Genomic DNA, 23378 nt, shown 5'->3' on the forward strand with positions numbered 1-23378 from the left:
AGTGAGACGTCTTGCTGAAACAGCTCACTGATTTACTCTCTTTTTTAGGCGTGTATCTTTAACCAAAAAACGGTATCCACTTTTCGGCGATACTCTCTAATTCGGGCCCGCCAGCATGATGTAACCGCCATCGCTGTATTTTTTCAAAACGGCGTTGGACAGTCCTGTAAAGGGTTCCAGATCGGCCCGACTGTTTTTGACTTTGCGAATAGCCGAAATTTCATTGAACAAACGCACTGTTTCTTCATTGAGCGTTGTTCCCAAAAACAGCGGACGCAAACTGTCATCAGGCATTTGGAGCTTGAATTTTGACTGCCACAACCAGAAGACCTGCCGGTGATTGGCATCCGTTTCGTGTACCATTGTCAGGATGGGAAGGTAGCCGAAATTGATTGCCGGAACTGGTGGTAAGTCGGCAGCCGGTGTTTCTCCCATTAAGTATCCAACTGCGGATGTCAGGTTCCAGTCAGGTGCGGGCGTCCACCCTTTTTCAGTCAAGTGGTCTTGCAGTTCTTCCGGTGTTCCCGACCACTGCAGGGCGATCTCCTCTTCGTAGTCTCCAATCAGGTCGATGCGCCGTGCAGGAACTTTTTGCCAGCCGTGTGCTCGCCATTGTCCATAGCTGAAGCGAACTGTTTCCTGAGGTGGTTTGTAGGATTTCATTGCCTGTTGGAAGTTGAAAGCCATATTGATTGAAGAGACTGCCAGTATGGTGCCAACTACCAAGAAAGCCAGTATGTTGCGGCCCACTTTTTCATTGTGAACATGGCCAAATACAAAGGCGAAGGCGGCGGTAATCCCTGCGCCAAAAATCAGACCCGCCAGAACATCCGAAAGCCAGTGAGCATTCAGGTAGATGCGTGAAAAGCCCATTAAAATGGAGTAGGCTGCCGTGAGAGTGTAGATCACGGTTTTAGAACGTGCGGACCTGTCGTGAGCAATGAGAACGGCCAGAACTCCCATCAAGACCGTGTTGATTGTTGTATGCCCCGAGGGGAACGAGAATGAGCTGGCACCCTCATAAAGTGCGATTGGACGCTCTCTTTCGAGGATCGCCTTGGTGATGGTCACAAACAAAGCTGAGCTACCAACGGCAATCAGAACCCCTGCTGCGCGTCTCCATGCCTTCTTGTGCAGCAAATAGGCGATGGCAACCGCCGCAACTGCTACAGTGACAAAAGCATCTCCCATCATGGTAAAGCCGGTCATCAGCTGGTCCACCATTGGGGTGCGGGCCACGGAGAATAAAGTGCTGATGGATTCATCGGCCCGAACCATTGTCCTGCCGGGAGCGATGGATTTTAAAATCGCAACAAAAACGGGGAAGGCGGATAAAAGCACAATGGCCGAGAGCAGCATGCCAACGGACCGTGGGTTGGCCGGATCATAGGTTTTGGCTATCCACTGCGAAACCCTGTTCGGGTGTTTTGCAAACCAGTTGACAATTGCCTGATGGGTGCCGCTGAAAATCGGGATCATGAACATGATCATCCAGCGAATGACTGCAAACGCAATAAGAAGAGCCAGAAGAAGGCCGCCAAGCACAATTGCAAGGCGGGTGTTTACGGCTCCGATAGCGCCCAGCGCAGAGCCCGCCAGAACACCGGGAAGCAGGTGGGCGGCTGTCCAGCAAATGGCGGAGGCCACATTGACGACCTGAAAGCGGAACACATTCATGCGCGCCATGCCCGCAATCCCCGCCACAACCGACTTTACGCCGGGCACAAAGCGGCCAATGAAGACACTTTTCCCGCCATGCTTTTCAAAGTAGCGCTCTCCTTGGTCCACAAGAGAGGTATAGCGTGATAGGGGCCACAGGCTTCGTAGCTTGTCTTTCATGAAATATCCGGCCCAATAGGAAACAGCGTCTCCGGCGACTGCGCCCGCGACTGTCCATAGAAAGATCTCGGTAAAGTCGAGCTCGCCAAGGCCGATTAAGGTGCCAGCCCCTACAAGAACGACTGTGCTGGGAAAGAAAAGGCCTATGAGAAACAGGGCTTCTCCCATAGCAACGGCAAAGCATATAACGCCGGCCAATGCTGGATTGGCGCCGATATAACCAACCAGCTGCTCAAGGTAGTTTGTTATGAAATCAGTGTTCACGAAGGAGTCTCAGACCTTAAAGGAAGTGTTTTGCTACTTAGTATTACAGTGCTTTGTGTTCAATATAGTTGGTGCGCAATAACCATGTTTCATGCCTAGAACATGGCAGTAAACGATTTTCTCTACAATTCCTTTTATAAAATCGGGCTTCCAATGGAACTACCCAGATGGTCGAATAGTGTTTTTAACTCTCTGGGCGCTAAAGTGAAAGGTGCAGCAGGAGATTCTCTTTTTTGCTGCGTCTTACCGGTGTCGCCGCTGGCTTGGTTAGAGGAGTGCTCATGTTCCAGTCTGCCAATATCTTACACACACTTAGTAAAGATGAATTTGACGAGCGCCTGCCTGAAGTGCGCGAAAAGCTTCTCAAAGCCCAGCACCGCGTGAAGGAAGAAAAGCAGTTTGCAACTGTGATTGTCATGTCGGGTCTAGACGGATCTGGCAAGGGAGATGCGATCTCGCGCCTTTATGAGTGGATGGATACCCGCTACCTGTTTTGCAATGCATACGCGGAAAAGCCAACGGAAGAGGAAAAACTACGCCCACCCATGTGGCGATACTGGAGAGACCTTCCAGCGCGCGGGCAAACCTCTGTTGTTTTTGGCTCATGGTATCAGCATCCCCTTGGAGAGGCGGTTAAAGGCAATTTCACTGATGACATGCTGGAGCGCGAACTTTCCGTCATTAACCGCTTTGAGCGCATGCTGACCCACGAGAATGTATTGCTGCTTAAATTCTGGTTTACCCTGCCGGAGAAGGTGCAGGAAAAGCGCTTGATTGCAATCAAGAGAAAGCAGGTTGGGAAGCGGCACTTTCTTCAAGAGTGGGCGAGTATTGAAAACTACAGGGAAGCCCAGTTAGCTGGAGAAAAGGCTGCACTCCATACCAGTACGGGGTATGCGCCCTGGCTCGTTGTGCCCTCGCAGGATCCCTATTATCGGGATCTGTCCATGGCGGAGACCATTGAGCAAGCCATGAACAAGAGGCTTGAATTTGGCAAACCCACGCAAACCTCCGCGCCCGCCATTGTTAGTGGTAAACATTCTTCTTCTGCTGTGGACTCAATCGATCTCACGGCAACCTTGAAGAAGGGAGAGTACAAGAAAGAGCTGGAACACTGGCAAAGCCGGATTGCGGAGCTGACAGACCATAAGCATTTTAAAAAACGTGCTCTTATCTGCCTCTTCCAAGGCAATGATGCCGCTGGAAAAGGGGGGGCAATTCGCCGCCTGACGCGAACACTCGATCCGCGCTTTTATAAGGTCTACCCCATTGCCGCCCCTTCAGAGGAGGAGAGGCTTCACCCATACCTATGGCGTTTCTGGACCAAAGTACCCAAGCGGGGGAATACGGCTGTTTTTGACCGTTCCTGGTATGAGCGGGTTCTGGTGGAGCGGATTGAGGGCTTTTGCAGCGAGGCCGACTGGTTGCGAGCCTATAACGAGATTAACTTTTTTGAAGCAGACCTCACCAAATCTGGCATCATTCTTTGCAAGTTCTGGCTTTCTATCTCTGAGGAGGAGCAGCTGAATAGGTTTAAAGCGCGGGAGGAAACTGCCTACAAGACCTATAAGATAACCGAGGAAGACTGGCGCAACCGGTTAAAGTGGGATCAGTATGCCGTGGCCGCTGGGGACATGGTGGACAGAACCTCGACCAAAGCAGCCCCTTGGACACTGGTTTCCTCGGAGAACAAGAGATACGCCCGTGTTCAGGTCCTCAAGACTGTTTGTGAATCACTGGAGAAGGAAATGGGCGGCTAGGCTGGCTTTGGGCTGGCCTGTGAAAACCTGCGTGCTTGCCATGGATTCACTTTGCATAGCGGATACTGACCCGACAACGCCAACTCAAAAGCACTGTGGTAAGGGCCGGCGGGTTCAAAAATAATCCGGGTAATCGGGGTGCCCTTGAGCCAGTTTATCAACTGCTTGAACCCTGCAACCGCCATAATTACTGAAGGCACAGAAAAAGCATAAGACAAGCACGTCGCGTTCATTCACATTCACGCTGTGCACTCTAACTTATTTATTTTGAGCGAATTCTTGTCGTTTGATTGAACCCAATCAAACGGAACGCATTCTAAAGGCCCGGCTGTATTTGCATTGGAGATGTTTTGCCATGTCATTCTTCTGTTCTTGGCATAATGCCATTTTCAGGTGAAAATTGCGCTTATATCACTTGTCTTAAATTCCCGAGCCTCTTCTGCTAGGCACCCCCCGTTTCTTTCATTTGTAGAAATGGAAGGAGTAAGTTGTTGGCGTATGATGAAAATATTAAATATATTCTATATATACTATGATATATTTTATAATTAATTAACTATAGATAATAATATAATACATTGAATACTATTCATATCTAAATATATAGGTATTTACATGAAGTATCAATGTTATTTTTTCATAAAAATAGTAATGCTTGTACTGATTAATTGCTTAGTTTTTAAGGTTGGTGCTGAAGACCTCTACGTTAATGACATAGATGAAAATGCCTCTGGGGCACAAACTTGGGACAACGTGTATATTGCATCGGACTCTGGTGAGGCTACGTTGAATATTAGTGGGTCCGGCGTCTCTGTAACCTCAAATAATGAATTTGAAGTGGGCGAGGTTGGAACCGGAACACTCAACATTGAGAGTGCAGGAGTTGCCATTTCAAAAAACTTCACGGCGGCAAGCGAAACTGGTTCAAGTGGAACTGTATCTATAAGTGGTACAGGATCTGGGTTGTCAGTCTCGAATACCTCTAATATTGGGCTGGCTTCAACCGGAAGTCTTACTGTAAGTAAAAATGGAGATTTCACGACAAAAAATTTGACACTTGCTGGAGAAAGTAGCGGAGAAGGGACTGTTTTAGTTGAAGGTAGTAACTCTTCTCTGTCTGTTACTGGAACTACACAGATAGGAACAGATCAGGCTACAAATTCTTCGTCTTTAGCTGTGCAGCAGGGAGCTACCGCAACTTTTGGGGGGGACATTATGGTGACGGGTAGCTCTACTGTCACATTTCAGGAAAGTGGCACTACAGGCTTGGCTTTAGAGGATATTACTATTGGGGGGGCAGTCTTAAGTAGTCAACTGAATGTTGAAGGAGGTGCCAAACTGACTGTCGATTCAGATTTAGATATTCAAAAGAGCTCTATTGCCACAATCTCAGGAAGTGATTCTGACGGAGTAGCCTCATCGGTTAATGTTGCAGGAACGACGACAGTGGGAGCAGCAAACACGGGGACGCTTAATATTAAAGGTGGAGCCTCCTTCACCTCCGTAGACCTTTCACTAGGTAATGTAAATGATGTGGATACAAATGGCGTTATCGCTGTCTCAGGCGAAAACTCACTTCTCACAGTTACCGGCACAACCCATCTAGCACCCCAAGGGGGCGGCTCGCTTAGAATATCAGGTGGCGGAGCGGTCAATGCCCAGTCCATTACTATGAGTAGACACGAATCAGGAGGAGGAAGCCTTATAAATGTTTCAGGAACGGGTTCATCCCTGACCGCTGATACGATTAAGCTAGCTCAGGGAGGTACGGCGTCCATTACAGTTGAAGACGGCGCGACGGCGACCATAAATGAAATCCAAATGGGTATCAATTCTAATGGGGACGGCACGTTTATTCTCTCGGGCTCTGGGTCAGAGCTCACAGTATCAACTTTACAAATTGGCGACAATGGGAAAGGGACTTTTGCGATCAGTGAAAGTGCTTCCCTGACCACTGATGGGCCAATCATAATAGGTGGTTCGAGTGGTTCCAATGGGAGGTTTGTCTTTGGAGGAGCCGATATTGATAAGCCGCTGGCACCGGTACAGCTTGCAGATGACACAGTCTTTCAGGTGAAAGAAGGTAAGTCGGTCATCAGATTTAACCATACAAGTGATTTTTTTCTCTTCGACTATGAAATAGATACCTCCCACACGCCCATATTACAAAGTCTGGCAGGAACGACATATATTTCCAAGGACTATGATAATTCGATGAATTTTCAAGTGAATGGGGGAACACTTGTTATTGATGCAATCATCACGAATGGAAATACAGTTGTTGACCAGACAGGCACTCTTGATGCCACATTGGAGATTAACTCCGAAGAAGTCAGCTTGGCTTCTCAAAATATAATCATCGGGCAAAATGCTGCCGGTACGTTTAACATAAGCGGTGGAACATCCGTTTCTGCAAATAACTTAACTGTTGGGGAGCACTCCGGGTCGCAAGGAACTCTTGCTATTAGCGGTGAAGATACCGAGCTTACGCTGTCCAATTCTGTAGTCATTGGAAGAAATGGAGATGCCAGTGTTACGCTGTCGAACTCTGGAGTTCTCAATCAAACAAACGGCACTATTACAATTTCCGAAAATACCGGTTCCAATGGCATCTTGAATTTTGGCGCTTCATCAGGGAGTTCAGCAGCAGCTTCTGGAACTTTATTGGCCGATAAAATCAGCTTTGGCAGTAATGCAAACGGGAAAATTATCTTCAACCATACGGCGCCCACGGATGAGGCCTTTGTTTTTAGCCCTGATATTACCGGAGCCGGGACGATCAGCGTGGAGGCCGGCAATACGCAAGTGACTGGTAACTGGGGGAAGAATGTTATAACCACAATTAAGCCAAACAGCGGGGATGGCGGGGTGTGGCTGTTTGCAAATGGCACCGCCAGCGGTGTTTTTCAGGTTAGCAATGGCGGCTATCTGGGGGGGAGTGGAACCATTGGCACAGCGAGTTTTGCTGCTGGTTCACAAGTGGCACCGGGGGATGATTTTAACACCAGAGGCAAGCTCACTATTACCGGTGATATGACTTTAGGGGACAGCGACGGCGGCGCGGTCTACAATGTCCACATCATTGGTACTGGCGGCAGTGATTTTATCAGCGTGGGCGGCACCGCCAACTTCTCTGACAGCTCCAGCGTGGTGCTGTTTGCCAATCAAAGCCAGCCCTATGCCAAGACCACAAGCTATGACATTCTGCAGGCCGGAGCCCTGCCTGCAACCATAAGCACGGTTACCAATGGCAACTATCCCAGCTACCTCGTCCCGGCCCTGAGCCAGACCAGTACCGTCCTCACCTTGACTGTCGCCAACACCCAAGCCTCGGTGGCCAGTGTGGCGCAGACAGCCAATCAGTATCAAGTGGCCAAAGCGGTGGACGCGCTGCGATTGCAATCCTTGGATGAGCAGCTGGCTGCTGCCGAGGCCGGGGCCAGTGTGGGGGAGCTGATCGCCACCTATTCGCCGGTCTACTCCGGAATGATGTTTCTGGACCCCGCCGACACCCGGCAGGCGCTGGACCTGCTGGGCGGGGACGTTTACGCCTCGATCACCAGTGTGATGCTGGAGGACAGTCGCTTCTTAAGGGATGCGGTCTGGGCGCAGGAGGCTACCGATGAGGGGCGCTACAGCTGGGCGCAAGGCTTTGGGTCGTGGGCCGAATGGGACGGCTCCAGCAACGCAGCCGCGTTCTCGCGCAACACCGGCGGCTTCTTTTCCGGTGTCGATGGGCAGGTCGCCGAGCGCCTCCGCGTAGGGCTGCTGGCCGGCTACAGCTACGCCAGCTATGATGTGAGCCGGCGCAACTCGTCAGCCAATACCAACTCTCTCCACCTTGGTTCCTATGGGAAGCTGCAGGCTGATTGGGCGGAGTTGCAATTGGGCGCAGCTTACTCACTCGCCTTTGTGGATGCGGAGCGTACCGTTGCCTATGGAGACTTTTATGATGATCCTGATGGCAATTACACCACCAGCACCTTCCAGCTGTTCGGACAGGTATCTCACAGTTTCGAAACGCCTCTCGCCAAGCTGACACCCTTTGTCGGCGGTGCCTTTGTAGCGCAGACTGCCACCTCGTTTCAGGAAAACGGCGAGGAGGCGCAACTTCTTGTATCTCCTGACACAGAAACAGTCTATTTTTCCAACCTTGGCGGCAGAGTCCACAAGGAATTTCAGATATCTGGTTATACGGCTGCCCTCAATCTTGGCGCCTCCTGGCAACACTTGTTTGGCAATAATACCGCCAAGAGCCATAGTATTTTGCAAAGTCAGGACTATGTCTCCACCGTGAAGGGGATTTCCCTTTCACGTGACACCGCTCTGGTGGCAGCAGGGCTCTCCCTTGAGCTCACCGACAACATCCGCGCCAGCCTCGCCTATGACGGCCTGTTCAGTGAGAACACCACCGACAATGGCCTCAATGGGGCAATCAGGATTCGGTTTTAGAGACTTTGCTGAGCCCGTAACAAACAAAGGGGTACATCGGATTTGTGTGGGCACTGGGCATTATACAAGTGCTGCCATTAATCTCGCGCATTCTTGGTGCTTGGCGATGGCTCCGTGTTGAGTTTCGTTTCCAATAGGTCTGAATGACCACTTTGCGGGCAAACCTGCCCAAGAATTGGCCGGTCTTTCCGGGCAGCGGCGGGCGTTCCTGCAAGGCAGCCGCCGTAATGCGGAAGTGATGCGGGCCATGCGCATGTCCCACGACACCACTCAAAAATGAGGCCCAACATCATGCCGGGATCGCGCCGCCTGGCTGGCAATCCGCAGGCAACCACCCTAAAGCGGTGTGCCTTTAGTCTGCAACATATCCGGCTGCCTTGAAGTAGTTCCAGCATTCTTGGGGTGTGAAGAGGTTACAGACCTGGCCCAGAGCGTCTATCAACGCATCAAACGTTCGCGCACCCATGCGTCGTAAATGACTTTTGAGCTTCGAGAATGCCATCTCAATGGGATTGAGATCAGGTGAGTATGGAGGAAGGAACAAAAACCAGCACTGATGTCGTTTGAGCGCGTTGGCTGCCTCTGCAACTTTGTGGGTGGACAGGTTATCCAGAATAACAACAGTACGCGGTGGCAACTGGGGTGCGAGCTGAGTTTTGATGTAAGTGGTGAACGCATTGCCATCCATTGGCCCTTCAATCACCCAGGGAGCAATCAGACTGTCTTGGGTGAGCCCGGCGATAAAGGTCTGGCTTTGCCAGCGCCCGAACGGAGCTTTATCATAAGCCCGTTCGCCCTTCGCAGCGCGTGCACATAGCCGGGTCAGGTTGGTTTTGACGCAGGTTTCATCAATAAATACAATTTGTTCTGGCATATGCTGCATGACAGGTTGGCGTACTTCAAGCCACTCATCTCGCGCCTTGCGCACATGGGGTTTGTCTTGTTCGCTGGCGGTCAGCGATTTTTTTATATGTGAAGCCGAGGCGGCGCAGTGCTTTGGAAATGCTGGTATGATGCACACGCACGCCCTCGGCCATAAACAGGGCATCGCGCAGTTCACACAGCGTTATGTCGGGATCCTGCTGGACAAGTTCGTGCAGGAAATCGTGATAGGGGGCCAGCTTGCCGGTCCCAACGGGGCGTCCGGTCCGGGCAGGCGCAAGACTGCACCCAGTGCGCACCTTGCGAGCAAACCGCGAGGCGGTCGCTGGCGAAATCAACAGCTGCCGAGCAGCTTCCCGCCCACTCATACCGGCATGAATGAGTTTGCCGAAACGCATGCGCAGATCAATCGAAAGTGGTGCTAACATGAGAAGTCCTCCTCACCTCAGTGAATCACAGCCCATCAATAAGGGAATCCTTGAAGATTCAGGGTAATGACTCGCCGCTTTAGGGGTGATGATTGCCACCTCCATCATTACCTCTCAGGCGCTGTATCCGGTGGAACAGGCGGTGGCCCATTGACGCTCGTTTATCGCCGCCCCTCCTTATAAGATGACGTCAATGATAAACTGATTCCATCTCCTCGAGGGACAAACGCCTATGAAAAGGTGGGGTGAAAACACTGCACACACGGAATTCCTTAGAGGGAGATCTGAATATTGATCGGTGAGGAAAATTGGTGGCGGATGGAAGTGGCGGAAAGGGTGGAAGCGAAATTTGGGTAGGAGGAATCTTGCTCAAAAATGAGAATGGAGCCGTTGAAATCGGGGTGCTGAGCCAGATGGGCTGCCACCGATGATCCCATGACTGCATCGCCGACTATTGCCACATCAACGTGATTTTTTGCCATGCCCCTCCCAAAAGACTGATGAAGCGGGAAGGGGGGGGCAGCGCAGCGAAAGGCCGCGCCGCCTTGCAGCTTGCTTAGTAGAACGCTTGCAGGCCGGTTATGGCGCGGCCCAGAATGAGAGCGTGCACATCGTGGGCACCTTCATAGGTGTTGACGGTTTCAAGGTTCTGCGAGTGGCGCATCACCATGAATTCCTCTGAGATACCGTTGCCGCCGTGCATGTCGCGGGCTTGCCTTGCAATATCCAGCGCCTTGCCGCAGTTGTTGCGCTTGATGAGAGAAATCATCTCAGGAGAGGCGTTTTTCTCGTCCATCAAACGGCCAACACGCAAGGAAGCCTGAAGGCCCAGCGAGATTTCAGTTTGCATGTCCGCCAGTTTCTTTTGGAAGAGTTGGGTTTGCGCCAGTGGACGGTTGAACTGTTTACGGTCCAGACCGTACTGACGGGCACGGTGCCAGCAGTCTTCCGCCGCGCCCATAGCGCCCCATGAAATGCCATAGCGTGCTTTGTTAAGGCAACTAAACGGTCCTTTCAGACCCGAAACGTTTGGTAGCAGGGCGTCTTCCCCCACTTCCACGTTGTCCATGACGATTTCGCCGGTAATGGATGCACGCAAGGACAGCTTACCGCTGATCTTCGGCGTGCTCAGGCCTTTCATGCCTCTTTCAAGAATGAAACCGCGCACCTTGTTGTCGTGGGCCTCGGACTTGGCCCAGACGATCATCACATCAGCGATTGGCGAGTTGGTGATCCACATTTTGGAGCCGTTGAGGCGGTAACCACCTTCAATCTTTTCGGCGCGGGTGCGCATGCCAGCGGGGTCGGAACCGGCATCCGGCTCGGTTAACGCGAAGGAGCCGACAAACTCGCCAGAGCCAAGTTTTGGCAGGTACTTGGCGCGCTGTTCATCAGAGCCGAAGGTGTAGATTGGGTGCATGACCAAGGAGGACTGCACGCTCATCATAGAGCGGTAACCGCTGTCCACCCGCTCCACTTCGCGGGCAACAAGGCCGTAGGCAACGTAAGAGGCACCGGCGCAGCCATATTCTTCCGGCAATGTGAGGCCCAGCAGGCCCTGTTCACCCATTTCATTGAAAATGGCCCGGTCGGTTTTTTCCTCGCGGTAGGCTTCAATAACGCGGGGTAGCAGGTTTTCCTGCGCATACGCCCGTGCGCTTTCCATGATGAGAACCTCATCTTGGTTCAGCTGGTCGCGGAGAAGAAACGGGTCCTCCCAGTTAAACGTGCCGCCTGCGGCTGTTTTGCCAATGGTCATGCTAGTCTCCCTTAATCTACGTCAAACTTTACGCCTTGAGCCAATGGCAGCTCGCCGGAATAGTTGATAGTGTTGGTTGCGCGGCGCATATAGGCCTTCCAGCTGTCAGAGCCCGCTTCGCGGCCGCCGCCAGTTTCCTTTTCACCGCCAAACGCTCCGCCGATTTCCGCGCCAGATGGGCCGATGTTGACGTTTGCAATACCGCAATCGGAGCCAAGAACAGATGTGAACTTTTCAGCTTCCATAAGGTTGGTGGTGAAGATGGAGGAGGACAGGCCAGCTCCAACAGAGTTTTGAATGTCGATTGCCTGATCCAGATCGGAGTAGCGGACCACATAGAGGATCGGCGCAAAGGTTTCTTCAAGCATGGGGCCAGCTTGTTCAGGCATTTCGACGATAGCCGGTTTCACATAGTAGGCGTCTTCATGGCCGCCCACATGCACACGCTCGCCCCCATGCACTTTGCCGCCCGCAGCTTTTGCAGCTTCTAGCGATTTTTGCATGCCATCAAAGGCGTCTTTATCGATGAGCGGGCCAACAAGCGTACTTTCTTCGGTAGAGTAACCGATTGTCACAGAGCCATACGCAGAGACAAGGCGCGGCAGGAAGGCCTCATAAACGCTTTCATGAACGATCAGACGGCGCAGGGTTGTGCAGCGCTGTCCCGCTGTACCCATTGCCGAGAACGCCACACCGCGCAGGGTGAGGTCCAGATCGGCAGAAGGAGCAATGATTGCGGCGTTGTTGCCACCAAGTTCCAGAATGGAACGGCCAAAGCGCTCGGCCACACGCGGGCCAACCTGACGGCCCATGCGGGTAGAGCCGGTGGCGGAAATCACAGGTACGCGCTTGTCGTCTACCAAAGTTTCACCAATGGTCCGGTCGCCCTGAATGACTTCAAGCAGGCCTTCTGGTGCATCTGCGCCAAATTTCGCTAGGGCTTTTTTGAAGAGGGCTTCTACAGCCAGAGCTGTGAGCGGCGTTTTTTCAGATGGCTTCCATACAACGCTGTCACCGCAGATAAAGGCAAGAGCAGCGTTCCATGACCAAACAGCCACAGGGAAGTTGAAGGCGGAGATAACGCCTACAACACCGGCTGGGTGCCATGTTTCCATCATTTTATGGCCGGGCCGTTCGGTGGCGATGGTCAGGCCATAAAGCTGGCGGGACAGGCCCACAGCAAAGTCGCAGATATCAATCATTTCCTGCACTTCGCCCAGACCTTCAGAGGTGATCTTGCCAGCTTCAACGGAGACCAGCAGGCCAAGATCATCTTTGTGGGTGCGTAGTTCTTCACCCAGAAGGCGAACCAGCTCGCCGCGGCGCGGGGCGGGCAGGGCACGCCATGCCTTGAAAGCGTTATGAGCGCGGTCAATGGCAGCCTTCGTTTCTTCAACGGTGTTCTCACGCACCATTGCCAGCTTTTCACCGGTGAGGGGCGAAGTGGCTTGCAAAGAACCTCCGCTGAGTGCATCTGTTGCAACACCCATGCGGCCCATGAGTTCTACTGTTTCCGCGCTGAGGCGGGAAATGTCCAAGGTGGTGGCCATTGTCGTTCCTATTGTATTCGTGTTGACGAACATGAAAAGATTGAGAGTGACATTCAGATGAAACAGGCTTTTTACAAAGCTACGTATTTTCAGCAGTTCATAACCAAATGGAATAATGTACCGGTTGAGAACCGTTGATTAACTGTGCTATGAAGTGATTTCGCTTATGCTGCAACAGGCCACGGGAACTGGCCAATCATGCGGGTAAACCTTGTGATTGAACTATGGTTAAGCTCTTGTTAACCTGAAGGTAAATCTTAAGGTAATTATGAATATCTGTTCCTAGCTTTGTATGGTGAAGAAAATTGAAGCGCGGATTCATTCCCCCCATTGATAGCCTCATTGCATTTGAAAGCGCTGCCAGACACGGAAGCTTTACAAGGGCGGCAGAAGAGCTGTTCTTGACCCAAGGAGCCATCAGCAAGCAGGTGCGTTTGCTGGAAGGACGTTTGGGCGTGGAGCTGTTTCGCCGCGTGCGCCAGCGGATCATTCTCACCGATGCGGGCAGGCTTTATCTGCATGACATTCGCGAGACTCTGGAAAAGATGACCAGCGCCACCCGACAGGTTATGTCGTTTGCAGGCAGCGCTGATGTTTTGAATTTGGCTGTGCTACCTACTTTTGGAACCCGCTGGCTCGCCCCGCGCCTGCCGCGCTTTAAAGAGCGCTACCCTGACGCCAGCTTCAACCTCACCGTCCGCCTGCGTCCCTTTGATTTTGACGCCGAACCGTTTGACGGCGCCATCCACTACGGGGAACCCGTTTGGGCGGGTGCATTTTCCGAGCACCTGTTTCCTGAAGAAGTGATCGCCGTATCTTCCAGAAGCTTTCAAACCCGCCACATGATCCAAAAGCCCGAGGACCTGCTGGAGGTGACGCGCCTGCACCAGTCCACCCGTCCCGATGCCTGGCAGAAATGGTTTGAGCAGGCAGGTGTTGAAACGGAAACGGCCTTTCAAGGCCCGCGCTTTGACCAGTTCTCCATGATCTCCCAAGCTGCCGCGTCCGGTCTGGGCGTGGCTCTCGTCCCCCGCTTCTTTATCGAGGAGGAACTTGCCACCGGCAAGCTGGTGCGCCTGTTCAACATCCGCCAGCCCATCACCTCGTCCTACCACTTCGTTTATCCGGTGAACCGCACTGTACGCCCCGTGGTAAAAGACTTCATGAGCTGGCTCATTGAGGAAGCCCGCGAACAGGCCGAAGACAAAGAAGAGTTGTTGCCGAGGTGAGACTTGTTGAAGGGCAACCTTGAGAAGGCGCTGGATTTGCTGTCCAAACGCCATCTTTCGGGTAGTGGCTGATTTTATAGTCCAACCCAAAGTAAAGCACTGTATGCAGCAACCCCAACGCACATGGTTAAAATAACATGATTAGTTAGATATGCAGCACCCAATGCTGCGCTTGCGGCAAGCCAAACCCAAATAGTCTGTCCAGCAAGTGATGAAGCCACCAAAGATATGATGATTAGGCCCGGTAAGTCCTCAAGAATCCATGAGAACCGAGAGCGCCGAATTGTATCTCCTGCAAGAAGCCCTGTTACCCTAATCGAAAATGCGGCAACCGCAAGAATGGCAATCAACATCCAGAATGAAGAACTCATAGTGCAGGCTTTCTTGTTGTTCTAATAATAAATGAGCCGACCAAGCCACAAATTGCGCCGACTACAATGGCATAGGCATTGGGAATGTTGAGTTGGATTGTTAGGATCGTAGCTGCGAAGCTGACGAGCCAAGGGATGAGGTGAGTTGGTCCCGCCCACAAGCCTCGTGCCATCGCAATGAAGGCAGCAGTGAAAGCAAAGCCCAACCCGAGCTGTTCAAGGTTTGGTAGGGTTGCACCAGCAAGTGCACCCAGTGCAGTTGAGCTGGTCCAGACAGTGATCATAACGAGCCCGGATCCAATTAGAAAGTTGGCTCCAATGTCTGGTCGCTTGGCCCGTTCTGCCATAGTCAATGCCCAGTTTTCGTCTCCTGTAATATGAATTGCCAGAAGTTTCATCCGCAGGGAGAGGCCACTCAAGACTTCGGAGAGTGAAGCCACAATACCGATGTAACGAAGGTTTAAGGCCGCCCCGGCGAGGGCCGCTCCAATCACGGCCGATGTTGCGGAAAATTGTTCAACGGCAACAATCTGGGAAGATCCGGCATGGACAACGCTGCTCATAAAGGCAATGCCCCACCATGGAAACCCAATTTGTGCTGCTAATAAGCCAAATGCAAAACCATAGATGGCTGCACCAGCTGCGAGAGGAATAATTGTAATTGCACCATGTTTCATAACAAGCAATTTAGCGGTTATGTTTGATGGTATGTACTGCTATATTCTCGATTGTGCGACTTCTTTAAATCATAATTATTAAATTTATGAGGTTATTAAATCATGGATCAATCCGACCGAAAGTTACTGGCTGTTCTACAAACCAACGCGCGGACCTCAATACAAGACTTGGCGGATCATATTGGGGCATCAACGGCGTCTGTCCAACGACGGCTCAAGGTTCTGCGCGATGACGGAGTTATTCAAAAGGAAGTCGCCGTTCTGGATCAGGCCAAGCTTGGCTTTGGAATTACTGCTGTGGTGTCGGTGGAACTTGAGCGCGACCGTCTGGACCAGATTGATGCTTTTAAGCGTAAGGCCCGGCAAGACCAGCAGGTCTTGAACTTCTACTGTATCGCCGGAGATGCCGATTTTGTGATGATCGTGGTCGCCAAAGACATTGCAGACTATGAAGCGTTTACTCATCGCTTCTTCTTCTCGGACAAGAACGTGCGCAAGTTCCGCACGTCTATTGTCGTGTCTACCGAGAAAGCCACTTTGGAGCTTCCGCTGTGAGTATAGTGCTTTAAGCTACAAGTAACTCTTCTTCCATGAGGACGCCTTTAGAGTAGGCTTTAGGCATATCCAAGGCTTCAATCAGCTCTTTGAGCACAGCAATCTCTTCGTCGTCCACGTGCCCATCGGCTTTGATCACTGCAATTGCCGAACGAAGCACAAGCTCCTTGCCTGTATCGTTCATAGTCGCTGCGACTTCTGTCAGGTATTCCTTGATGCTGCGCGTATCATTGCGGGCATTTTCAAGTTCAGTTGCAATGTCCTGCTGGTCTATCTCGCGTTTTGCAATGTTCTGGAAGGATTGTGTGATCTGTTCAATTTCGCTGTCATCAATATCGCCATCGGCCAGGGCCATTTTGAACATGACCCGCTTTGCTGCCACAGAGAAAGCCGCTTCAAACTTTATCTGATCACCTTTGGGGTCGTAAGACAGAACGCGGTCATTGAAAGTGGAATTGCAGGATTGGCATTCAACAAACTCGCCGAGGTCTTTGGTTGGAAACAAGGGAATCCAATAGAGAGTGAACCAGCGCTTTACCATCATCAGAAAATAAGCGCGATACGTACCACAATCCGGGCAATAAAACTCACCCTCTCCGTTTTTCTTGCTTCTACTTCGAAAGCCCCAAACTATAAAAAACATAATTAATTTCCCTTAGGTAAATCGAATCAATTAATAATTGTATTGATTAGATTAGTGCTATCTTGAGTGTGGCTTGCGGCTCAATTTTTCGGGATTTTTACCTATGCTGGATGACGTGAGACATAAGGAAAAGATTGATCTTATACCTCGCAAGGCTCTGTTTGATCCTGTAGAGCGGCGCATTGCCAAGATTAGCCCGTGTGGGGAATGGATAGCGTTTCAGGCAGCTTTGGACGGCGTCATCAATCTATGGCTGTTACGGACTGATAATCTGGATTCCGCCCGCCCTCTCACAAGGTTCACTGATAAGCACATTGGCCTCACCGTAGAATGGTCCTTTGATAGTCGTCGCATTCTGATAACCCATGATTCAGTGGGAGATGAAACTTTTAGCGTACTAAGCGTCGACATTCATACCAGCACCATCAACTACTTAAGTCCGGCGAGCAGTACGTCCGCTTATGTCCAGCAGCTTTCAAGAAAGTATCCTAATGAAGTGCTGGTGGCACACAATGGTAGGTCACCCAAATACTTCGACCTTTACAAAATCTCCCTCGATACTGGCGCAAGTGAGCTTGTTCAGCAGAACGACGGCTTTCATAGTTATGTTACCGACAACAAGTTCAATGTTCGCCTTATCAAGCGGTTCACTCAGCAGGGGGAAGGTGAATATCTGCATAGACCTGAAGGGAATGACTGGAAAAGGTATGCGCTTATTCCGCTTGAGGACAGTTTGACAACGAGACCTATCGGTTACAGTGAAGATGGCAAAGAACTTTTCTGGATTGATAGCCGAAATCGGGATAAAGCTGCTGCAGTTGCTGAGCATACGCAAACCGGAGTGTGCAGGGTTATAGCACAGGACCCGCAAGCAGATCTTTATGATTTGGTGCTTGCCCCGCAAACTGGCCAACCCATAGCAGCATCCTCAACTTACGCCCGCACCAAGTGGCATGTTCTGGACCCTAAATTTGAGCAGGTTTTTGATGCTCTTTCCAAAGCGCTGCCGGGTGATATTGTTCTCACCAGTTTATCTGATGATATGCAAAAGCTTGTTATTGCGCATGTGCAGGACCAGCAGCCGGTCGCTTATTTTCTCGTCTCCACGAAAACCCGTCGTATCAAACGGTTGTTTTGCGCCCAGCCAAAACTTTCAAAACTGCCACTGGCGCGCATGTCCCCCAAAATCGTGAAAGCAAGGGATGGCCTTGAGCTTATTTGCTATCTGACCCGGCCTGAAAATACAAAGAGCCCCTTACCGATGGTGTTGGTAGTACATGGTGGGCCATGGATGCGGGATTCATGGGGCCTCAACCCCACACACCAGTGGTTGGCCAACCGAGGCTATGCGGTTTTATCCGTCAACTATAGAGGCTCACTAGGTTTCGGAAAGGCTTTCGTCAATGCGTCAAATAGGGAGTGGGGCGGCAAGATGCAGACGGATCTGATGGATGCTGTCGACTGGGCCATTGTCGAAGGGATCGCCGATCCCAAACGCATTGCGATTATGGGGGGCAGTTACGGTGGATATGCATCGCTTCTCGGACTTACTTTAACACCCGACAAGTTTTGCTGTGCTGTCGATCTGGTTGGTATTTCTAACCTTGTGACATTTCTTGAAACAATCCCTGCATACTGGGAGGCATGGAAGTCTGTCTATAAGGCGCGGCTTGGAGATTTTACGACAGAAGAAGGCCTGAAGTTCCTGATGGAGCGGTCGCCTATTCATTATGTTGACCGCATTAAAAAACCGCTGTTGATCGTTCAGGGCGGTAAGGATGTGCGCGTAAAATCTTCTGAATCAGAACAGATTGTTTCGGCTCTGCAACAGTATAGTATTCCTGTTATATATGCCGTTTATCCTGATGAAGGACATAGTATCCAAAAAAAGCAAAACAGGCGCTCTTATCATGCGGTGGTTGAGCACTTTTTGATGGAGCATTTGGGCGGCAGGTGTGAGCCCGTTGGAGGTGACTTTGAGGGCTCCTCACTTCAGTTTTCAGCGGGCCGTGAGCTGTTGGGGGGGATCTAAGTGAGTGTGTTCCGCTTTTTACTTTATCCCAGTTCCAATGGTGCCAGAGAGTAAACTCGGTCCAGAAGTAACTACTGAGTTCGAATAATCACTTAGGATTGCTTTGCCAGCTATCCAAAATTTTCAATATTTGAAGCGCCATCGGCTTTGCAGCCGACTTGCTGCCCGAAAACCGTATTTGCGTGAGTGCACCCCATAACATGCCAACCAGAAGTTCTGATTTGTCATCGACTTCAGGGACGCCTGAGGCCATGAGACTATTTCTAAAGTGATCGACGAACATTTGACGGTAGCGTTCCACGCGCATACGCACTTCACTATTTGTATTGCCAAGCTCGATCACTGTATTGACCATGAGGCAGCCGTAGTTTGTGGGATGATCCTCAGGAATGTCATCGTTAGCCAATTGGGTAAAGAATGTTATGATGGCATCAAGAGAGGGTTGCTTGAATATTTTCGCGAGCCCCATCTCAAACATTGCATGGTAATTTTCTAAAGATCTTAGGAAGAGCTGTTCTTTGTCACCAAAGGCGTTTGAAAGTCCCCTCACATCAACACCCGTCGCAGCTTGTAGAGACTTCATTGTAGTCGCTTCGTAGCCACATTGCCAGAAAGCCCGCATGGCTTTTTGAACTACTTCACCCTCATCAAACTTCCTTGGTCGCGCCATGATTGCCCCTAGTGCCAATATTTTTTACAATGCCTATTGCAAAACTAATAAAAAGCTATAAATATGTTTTTCATCGATCGATGTAATATCCAAAAACGCAGAAGAAAGCAAGCAATTCTCAGTGATTGCTGGGATTGTGAGAGGAAAAACATGACAAAGATCAAAAGAGACGCGACAATCGAAATTTCGGCAAGTGCAGAACAGCTTTGGAAGATTTTGGCAGACGATTTCACCGAAGTTTCAAAGTGGGTGGATGCAGTTAACACTTCTGGGCCAAATCCTGCTGCTCCAAAAGGTCTGAATGGCAGTAAGCATGGCGGGCGTGTCTGTGATGTTCAGGGGCTTGGAAAAACGGTTGAAGTTTTGACAGCCTACGACAATGAGCAGCAAACACTCAGCTATTCTGTGGCCGCCGATAACTTCCCTGACTTTTTGGTAGGCATAGAAAATTCATGGAGTGTTCAAGCTCTCGCTCCAAATCAGTCAAAAGTTACCGTGTCTTTGACTGTTGATGTGGATGGTGACGGCTCTGCAGACTCCCCACAAGTACAGTTCGCTGAGCAAATTGCTGGTTCTGTCAATTCAGCTGGCCAGCAGCTCAAAAGCTACGTTGAAAGTCTTTGATCTAGACTAACTTTGTAGAGCAGCCCGCCCCAATACTGGGACGGGCTGCTGCGAATAAACTTAAAGCGGCCTATTTGCTTTTTGAGGACGAGAATTTGACCACCTCTGAGCGCTGCCTATAGCGCCCAATTTACTTGAGCATCTTACCCCAACTCCAAAGTTGTCAGGCCGTATATCCTGTTCAGAGGTAGATCCGGAGCGGGGCCTTTGTACATGCGGGCGGTTTCGAAGCTGGGATTGAGGTTATAGCGCTCGACGAGTCGGTTTGCCGATGTATTGGGCTCGGGGATATCCATCATCACAGTTTGGCCTTGCACGCTGCCACACAGGGCGCGGTACAGAAGGTCGGCGATTTCTTCACTTTCAGCAAATAAAGGTCCGATTCTGTGCCCTTCGTGGCAGGCACGGATAGTTCCATAGCCGACAATTTTTCCGTCTTCTAAGGCGAAAAACCCGAAGCGGTGTTTGTTCTCGGGTTGATGCCAGATCTTAAGGAAGCGCTCCCGCTCTACAGGGTAATGCTTGCGATCATAAGCGCAAATATCGGGTAGCGCACCTGTTCCGATGGGGTGTAGGCGAGAATCTACCGGCGTTGGAGAGTGCATCACGCCGCTATACCGGAAGCTGCTGTGGGCTGTTGCAAAGCCAGACTTTGCATAATTGTCTTGCTGCTCGACAACTCCATCCAGACCTACTGTCCTTGCCCCAAACCGTTTGATTGCTTCGTCCCATATAGTTTTCCCATAGCCCATACCGCGATAGTCAGGGTGACAGATGTAAAAGCCCAGAAATCCATAGTGGTCGTTATAGCGTACCGCTGAAATAATTGAGACAGGCTCATTGCCTTTGAAAAGACACAGGAATCCTTCCGGGTCGGTGGCAAAGTAGGCATCTGTGTCATCAAGACCCGGACTCCACCCCTCTTTCAAGGCCCAGTTCAACATACGGTCGATACCGTCTTTATTGACATGCGAGATAGTGATGCCGTTGCTCATTGGGCCACCTTCCACTCGGTTTGCATAGCGTGATCTTCCCCGTGGCCAGCGGGAGTGTCAAGCCGTGTGAAGGGCTAATGTTAGCGCCTTCTAAATGCTTCCCGCGGGCCTGCTTTTGGGGGTATTGGGATGGTCTTCAATAAAATTTTGTTGGCGTTGCTGTCTCTCTGCTCTACCAAGAGAGCTCTAGTAAATGGAGGGGCAAATGAACTACAGCAATGTAATCGTTGAGACGCGCGGCAATGTGGGCTTGATCACCCTGAACCGTCCGGATGTTCTTAATGCATTGAACGGGCCGCTGATTGATGAACTGAGTTTGGCGCTCAATGACTTTGATAAAGATCCTGAAGTGGGCGCTATAGTCGTTACAGGCTCCCAGAAAGCTTTTGCAGCCGGAGCGGATATCAAAGTTATGGCTGAGGAAAAATTTCCAAGCACATACCTTAGTGACTTTCTCGGACATTGGGAAAAAATAGCGCATACTCGTAAACCGGTTATTGCTGCTGTTGCGGGCTACGCGCTTGGCGGTGGGTGTGAAGTCGCCATGATGTGTGATTTCATTCTGGCGGCGGAGAACGCCCAGTTTGGCCAGCCAGAAATTAAGCTTGGTGTGATGCCGGGAGCCGGAGGCACGCAGCGCCTGACACGTTATATTGGTAAGTCCAAGGCCATGGAAATGTGCCTGACAGGGCGCATGATGGATGCAAGCGAAGCAGAGCGCTGTGGTTTGGTTTCGCGTATTGTACCTGTTGAGGAGTTGGTGGAAGAGGCTGTTCGGACTGCACAGAAGATTGCCGGGTTCTCCCAGCCGATTGCGATGATGACAAAGGAAAGCGTGAATCGCTCCTATGAAGTCTCGCTGGCGGAAGGTATTCGCTTTGAGCGTCGCATGTTCCAGTCCATGTTTGCGACTGAAGACCAGAAAGAGGGCATGAAGGCCTTTATCGAGAAGCGCAAACCCGCCTTTAAAAACAAGTAGAAGCACTTTTTGCAAATGCTCTACAAGTTTTTTGATTGACGAGACTAGTTGGGCTGATTATAAGCCCTCCACAACTGGTGGCGGATTAGTCTGCCATTTCTCTCGTTGACCGGGGTCGCTTTGTAAGAAGCAGCCTTGTTCGCGATACTAACGGATTAGGATAGAGCCCATGGCCAACACACCTTCGGCCAAGAAGGCAGCACGTAAAATTGCTAGCCGGACGGCCACTAACAAGGCTCGCCGCAGTCGTGTACGTTCTTACGTACGCAAGGTAGAAGAAGCTATCACTGCAGGTGATCTAGGCGTCGCAAACGAAGCGCTTAAGGCAGCGCAGCCCGAAATTATGCGGGCAGTTACTAAGGGTATCGTGCATAAAAATGCCGCTTCCCGTAAAGTATCTCGCCTTAACGCTCGAGTGAAAGCCCTTAGCGCATAAGCGAGCTTTGCGTGGATTTTAAAAAGCCCAGCTATTGCTGGGTTTTTTTTTGTCGATAAGCGGGAAGGTTAATAATTTTCTTGAATTTTTGACTGAAACAAAAAAGATTCAGCCTCTCGAATATGACATGATTTCTCCTTTAGTATCATGGATTTATGCCTAGGTGAAAATCAGTGAACTCTTGAGAAGGTGATTCTATATCTGTCAAGATCTAGAAGGTTAATTTTTTTTTATCTGCCTTTGGCGCGTGTTTTTTTTTCATCTCCAAGAGTGAAACCTCTTGAGTTCCAAGTCTTTTCTAGGATGAGGAAACCGAAACAAGACGAAAGCAAAATTTCTCAAAAGGGCCGATATTTGATTAATCAAGCAAGAACCCTATTGCAGCCAAAATTAGCTGTGTATATGGTTCAAATAGACGCCGGAGACAGAACTGGCGATATCACGGAATTTGATCATAAGAAGAACAGATCGTACCCAAATTTATTAATTCGGGTAGATGGTTAGCGTTTATATTTTGGACGTCGTTTTGGCTGTTGCCCCTCCTCTTGATCAGAGGAAGTGCTGTTCTTTTTGATAATGTGTTGAAGATGAAATTTTCCCAAACGGGCCTGTGCCCGATGCGGGGCGATAATTAAGGCTGCGAATGACAGAGCAAATGGAATTGGGGTACGCAGGTAATGTGCCTGTTCGGGAAGCTTTCACAGGTCTTGAGCAAAATGAGCAGGCGGTTTTGGTTGACGTGCGAACCCAGGCGGAGTGGAACTATGTTGGAGTTCCAAATCTTTCTGCCCTGAATAAGCAAGTTCTGTTTGTGGATTGGATTGGAAACACGTCATACGGGTCTGTGAATGGCTTTGTAGATCAACTTTCTGACCTTTTGGCGCAAAAAGGACTTGACCACAGCGCTGCAATCTACTTTTTGTGCCGCTCTGGCGTGCGCAGCCAAGCTGCAGCACAGGCACAGACCGCATTTGGCTATCAGTATTGTTACAACGTGATCGATGGTTTTGAAGGCCCACTGGACAGTGAAGGCCACCGAGGTTTGGTTTCCGGCTGGAAAGCCGAAGGTTTGCCTTGGATTCAAAGTTAGTCCGGCCAGACCGGATTTGAGTTTGGTGGCTATCAAGTTACCCAAAATTAAGTTGCTGTTCGCAGCAGAATAAATAGCTCCTCAAGGAGCAAAAGATATCTGAGTGTCTGTGGCGGAATACTCAGTCAGAAATGGAGGCGTAT

The 23378-nt window shown here is 50.5% G+C and carries 20 protein-coding genes; 9 read left to right on the plus strand and 11 right to left on the minus strand.

The window, feature by feature from the left end:
• Window positions 1-96: 96 nt before the first annotated feature.
• Window positions 97-2103, minus strand: a complete 2007-nt coding sequence (locus tag P6574_RS20445) for a bifunctional DedA family/phosphatase PAP2 family protein (protein ID WP_310622046.1) — start codon at window positions 2101-2103, stop codon at window positions 97-99.
• A 233-nt stretch (window positions 2104-2336) separates the two neighbouring features.
• Between P6574_RS20445 and pap the strand changes: the two genes are divergently transcribed.
• Window positions 2337-3863: a polyphosphate:AMP phosphotransferase gene (gene pap / locus P6574_RS20450; protein ID WP_310622047.1), complete on the plus strand. Its 1527-nt coding sequence runs from the start codon at window positions 2337-2339 to the stop codon at window positions 3861-3863.
• On the opposite strand, the gene P6574_RS20455 is transcribed toward pap, so the two are convergent.
• The gene (locus P6574_RS20455) at window positions 3860-4096 is read right to left on the minus strand and encodes a hypothetical protein (protein WP_310622048.1); all 237 of its coding nucleotides are present in this window, start codon (window positions 4094-4096) and stop codon (window positions 3860-3862) included. The two genes, pap and P6574_RS20455, sit on opposite strands and share 4 nt — an antisense overlap.
• Before the next feature lie 418 nt (window positions 4097-4514).
• Here P6574_RS20455 and P6574_RS20460 point away from each other — a divergent pair, with 418 nt between their 5' ends.
• Complete coding sequence (locus tag P6574_RS20460; RefSeq protein ID WP_310622049.1) at window positions 4515-8315, plus strand: autotransporter domain-containing protein; 3801 nt, start codon at window positions 4515-4517, stop codon at window positions 8313-8315.
• Window positions 8316-8667: 352 nt separating this feature from the next.
• Here the strand turns inward: P6574_RS20460 and P6574_RS20465 are convergent.
• From P6574_RS20465 to amaB, 4 genes are all read right to left on the minus strand, one after another.
• A protein-coding gene (locus P6574_RS20465; RefSeq protein WP_310622050.1) for an IS630 family transposase occupies window positions 8668-9625 on the minus strand; the annotation gives its coding sequence in 2 pieces (ribosomal slippage) (window positions 8668-9282 and window positions 9284-9625; 957 coding nt in all).
• A gap of 272 nt (window positions 9626-9897) precedes the next feature.
• The gene (locus P6574_RS20470) at window positions 9898-10107 is read right to left on the minus strand and encodes a hypothetical protein (RefSeq protein ID WP_310622051.1); all 210 of its coding nucleotides are present in this window, start codon (window positions 10105-10107) and stop codon (window positions 9898-9900) included.
• A gap of 74 nt (window positions 10108-10181) precedes the next feature.
• Complete coding sequence (locus P6574_RS20475) at window positions 10182-11384, minus strand: acyl-CoA dehydrogenase (protein ID WP_310622052.1); 1203 nt, start codon at window positions 11382-11384, stop codon at window positions 10182-10184.
• Between the two features lie 11 nt (window positions 11385-11395).
• Entirely contained in the window at window positions 11396-12934 is a 1539-nt protein-coding gene (gene amaB, locus P6574_RS20480) for an L-piperidine-6-carboxylate dehydrogenase (protein ID WP_310622053.1), read from the minus strand.
• A 305-nt stretch (window positions 12935-13239) separates the two neighbouring features.
• Between amaB and gcvA the strand changes: the two genes are divergently transcribed.
• Complete coding sequence (gene gcvA / locus P6574_RS20485; protein WP_310622054.1) at window positions 13240-14163, plus strand: transcriptional regulator GcvA; 924 nt, start codon at window positions 13240-13242, stop codon at window positions 14161-14163.
• 74 nt (window positions 14164-14237) lie between these two features.
• Here the strand turns inward: gcvA and P6574_RS20490 are convergent, their stop codons facing one another.
• On the minus strand, window positions 14238-14534 hold the full coding sequence (locus P6574_RS20490; protein WP_310622055.1) for an AzlD domain-containing protein: 297 nt from the start codon (window positions 14532-14534) through the stop codon (window positions 14238-14240).
• Window positions 14531-15211 (minus strand): AzlC family ABC transporter permease, encoded by a 681-nt coding sequence (locus P6574_RS20495; RefSeq protein ID WP_310622056.1) that lies wholly within the window; start codon window positions 15209-15211, stop codon window positions 14531-14533. Before P6574_RS20495 ends, P6574_RS20490 begins: the two co-directional genes overlap by 4 nt.
• Window positions 15212-15313: 102 nt before the next feature.
• Between P6574_RS20495 and P6574_RS20500 the strand changes: the two genes are divergently transcribed.
• Window positions 15314-15766 (plus strand): Lrp/AsnC family transcriptional regulator, encoded by a 453-nt coding sequence (locus tag P6574_RS20500; protein WP_310622057.1) that lies wholly within the window; start codon window positions 15314-15316, stop codon window positions 15764-15766.
• 10 nt (window positions 15767-15776) lie between these two features.
• Here P6574_RS20500 and P6574_RS20505 read toward each other — a convergent pair whose 3' ends face one another.
• Window positions 15777-16409: a TerB family tellurite resistance protein gene (locus tag P6574_RS20505; RefSeq protein ID WP_310622058.1), complete on the minus strand. Its 633-nt coding sequence runs from the start codon at window positions 16407-16409 to the stop codon at window positions 15777-15779.
• A 103-nt stretch (window positions 16410-16512) separates the two neighbouring features.
• On the opposite strand from P6574_RS20505, the gene P6574_RS20510 reads away from it, so the two are divergent.
• On the plus strand, window positions 16513-18441 hold the full coding sequence (locus tag P6574_RS20510) for a S9 family peptidase (protein ID WP_310622059.1): 1929 nt from the start codon (window positions 16513-16515) through the stop codon (window positions 18439-18441).
• A gap of 88 nt (window positions 18442-18529) precedes the next feature.
• Here P6574_RS20510 and P6574_RS20515 read toward each other — a convergent pair whose 3' ends face one another.
• Entirely contained in the window at window positions 18530-19111 is a 582-nt protein-coding gene (locus tag P6574_RS20515) for a TetR/AcrR family transcriptional regulator (protein WP_310622060.1), read from the minus strand.
• A 150-nt stretch (window positions 19112-19261) separates the two neighbouring features.
• Here P6574_RS20515 and P6574_RS20520 point away from each other — a divergent pair, with 150 nt between their 5' ends.
• Window positions 19262-19735, plus strand: a complete 474-nt coding sequence (locus P6574_RS20520) for an SRPBCC family protein (protein ID WP_310622061.1) — start codon at window positions 19262-19264, stop codon at window positions 19733-19735.
• A 143-nt stretch (window positions 19736-19878) separates the two neighbouring features.
• Here the strand turns inward: P6574_RS20520 and P6574_RS20525 are convergent, their stop codons facing one another.
• A complete protein-coding gene (locus P6574_RS20525) occupies window positions 19879-20730 on the minus strand; it encodes a GNAT family N-acetyltransferase (protein ID WP_310622062.1) in 852 nt (283 codons plus the stop codon).
• Window positions 20731-20935: 205 nt separating this feature from the next.
• Between P6574_RS20525 and P6574_RS20530 the strand changes: the two genes are divergently transcribed.
• The 3 genes from P6574_RS20530 (at window position 20936) to P6574_RS20540 (ending at window position 23235) form a co-directional block, all read left to right on the plus strand.
• Window positions 20936-21709, plus strand: coding sequence for an enoyl-CoA hydratase (locus P6574_RS20530; protein ID WP_310622063.1), 774 nt, complete (start codon window positions 20936-20938; stop codon window positions 21707-21709).
• A gap of 169 nt (window positions 21710-21878) precedes the next feature.
• Window positions 21879-22145, plus strand: a complete 267-nt coding sequence (gene rpsT, locus P6574_RS20535) for a 30S ribosomal protein S20 (RefSeq protein WP_310622064.1) — start codon at window positions 21879-21881, stop codon at window positions 22143-22145.
• Window positions 22146-22800: 655 nt separating this feature from the next.
• Window positions 22801-23235 carry a rhodanese-like domain-containing protein gene (locus tag P6574_RS20540; protein ID WP_310622065.1) on the plus strand — a complete coding sequence of 145 codons (435 nt, stop codon included), beginning with the start codon at window positions 22801-22803 and terminating at the stop codon, window positions 23233-23235.
• The last annotated feature ends 143 nt before the right edge of the window (window positions 23236-23378 follow it).

Source organism: Pseudovibrio sp. M1P-2-3 (assembly GCF_031501865.1).
GTDB classification, from domain to species: domain Bacteria; phylum Pseudomonadota; class Alphaproteobacteria; order Rhizobiales; family Stappiaceae; genus Pseudovibrio; species Pseudovibrio corallicola.

Excerpts from the sequence above, each read along its gene's own strand:
- P6574_RS20505 (WP_310622058.1), bottom strand. The coding sequence starts at position 16,409 with ATGTTTTTTATAGTTTGGGGCTTTCGAAGTAGAAGCAAGAAAAACGGA.
- amaB (WP_310622053.1), bottom strand. The coding sequence starts at position 12,934 with ATGGCCACCACCTTGGACATTTCCCGCCTCAGCGCGGAAACAGTAGAA.
- P6574_RS20510 (WP_310622059.1), top strand. The coding sequence starts at position 16,513 with ATGCTGGATGACGTGAGACATAAGGAAAAGATTGATCTTATACCTCGC.
- P6574_RS20530 (WP_310622063.1), top strand. The coding sequence starts at position 20,936 with ATGAACTACAGCAATGTAATCGTTGAGACGCGCGGCAATGTGGGCTTG.
- P6574_RS20525 (WP_310622062.1), bottom strand. The coding sequence starts at position 20,730 with ATGAGCAACGGCATCACTATCTCGCATGTCAATAAAGACGGTATCGAC.
- P6574_RS20515 (WP_310622060.1), bottom strand. The coding sequence starts at position 19,111 with ATGGCGCGACCAAGGAAGTTTGATGAGGGTGAAGTAGTTCAAAAAGCC.
- P6574_RS20470 (WP_310622051.1), bottom strand. The coding sequence starts at position 10,107 with ATGGCAAAAAATCACGTTGATGTGGCAATAGTCGGCGATGCAGTCATG.
- P6574_RS20455 (WP_310622048.1), bottom strand. The coding sequence starts at position 4,096 with ATGAACGCGACGTGCTTGTCTTATGCTTTTTCTGTGCCTTCAGTAATT.
- P6574_RS20475 (WP_310622052.1), bottom strand. The coding sequence starts at position 11,384 with ATGACCATTGGCAAAACAGCCGCAGGCGGCACGTTTAACTGGGAGGAC.
- P6574_RS20540 (WP_310622065.1), top strand. The coding sequence starts at position 22,801 with ATGGAATTGGGGTACGCAGGTAATGTGCCTGTTCGGGAAGCTTTCACA.
- P6574_RS20500 (WP_310622057.1), top strand. The coding sequence starts at position 15,314 with ATGGATCAATCCGACCGAAAGTTACTGGCTGTTCTACAAACCAACGCG.
- rpsT (WP_310622064.1), top strand. The coding sequence starts at position 21,879 with ATGGCCAACACACCTTCGGCCAAGAAGGCAGCACGTAAAATTGCTAGC.
- P6574_RS20520 (WP_310622061.1), top strand. The coding sequence starts at position 19,262 with ATGACAAAGATCAAAAGAGACGCGACAATCGAAATTTCGGCAAGTGCA.
- P6574_RS20460 (WP_310622049.1), top strand. The coding sequence starts at position 4,515 with ATGCTTGTACTGATTAATTGCTTAGTTTTTAAGGTTGGTGCTGAAGAC.
- P6574_RS20495 (WP_310622056.1), bottom strand. The coding sequence starts at position 15,211 with ATGAAACATGGTGCAATTACAATTATTCCTCTCGCAGCTGGTGCAGCC.
- P6574_RS20490 (WP_310622055.1), bottom strand. The coding sequence starts at position 14,534 with ATGAGTTCTTCATTCTGGATGTTGATTGCCATTCTTGCGGTTGCCGCA.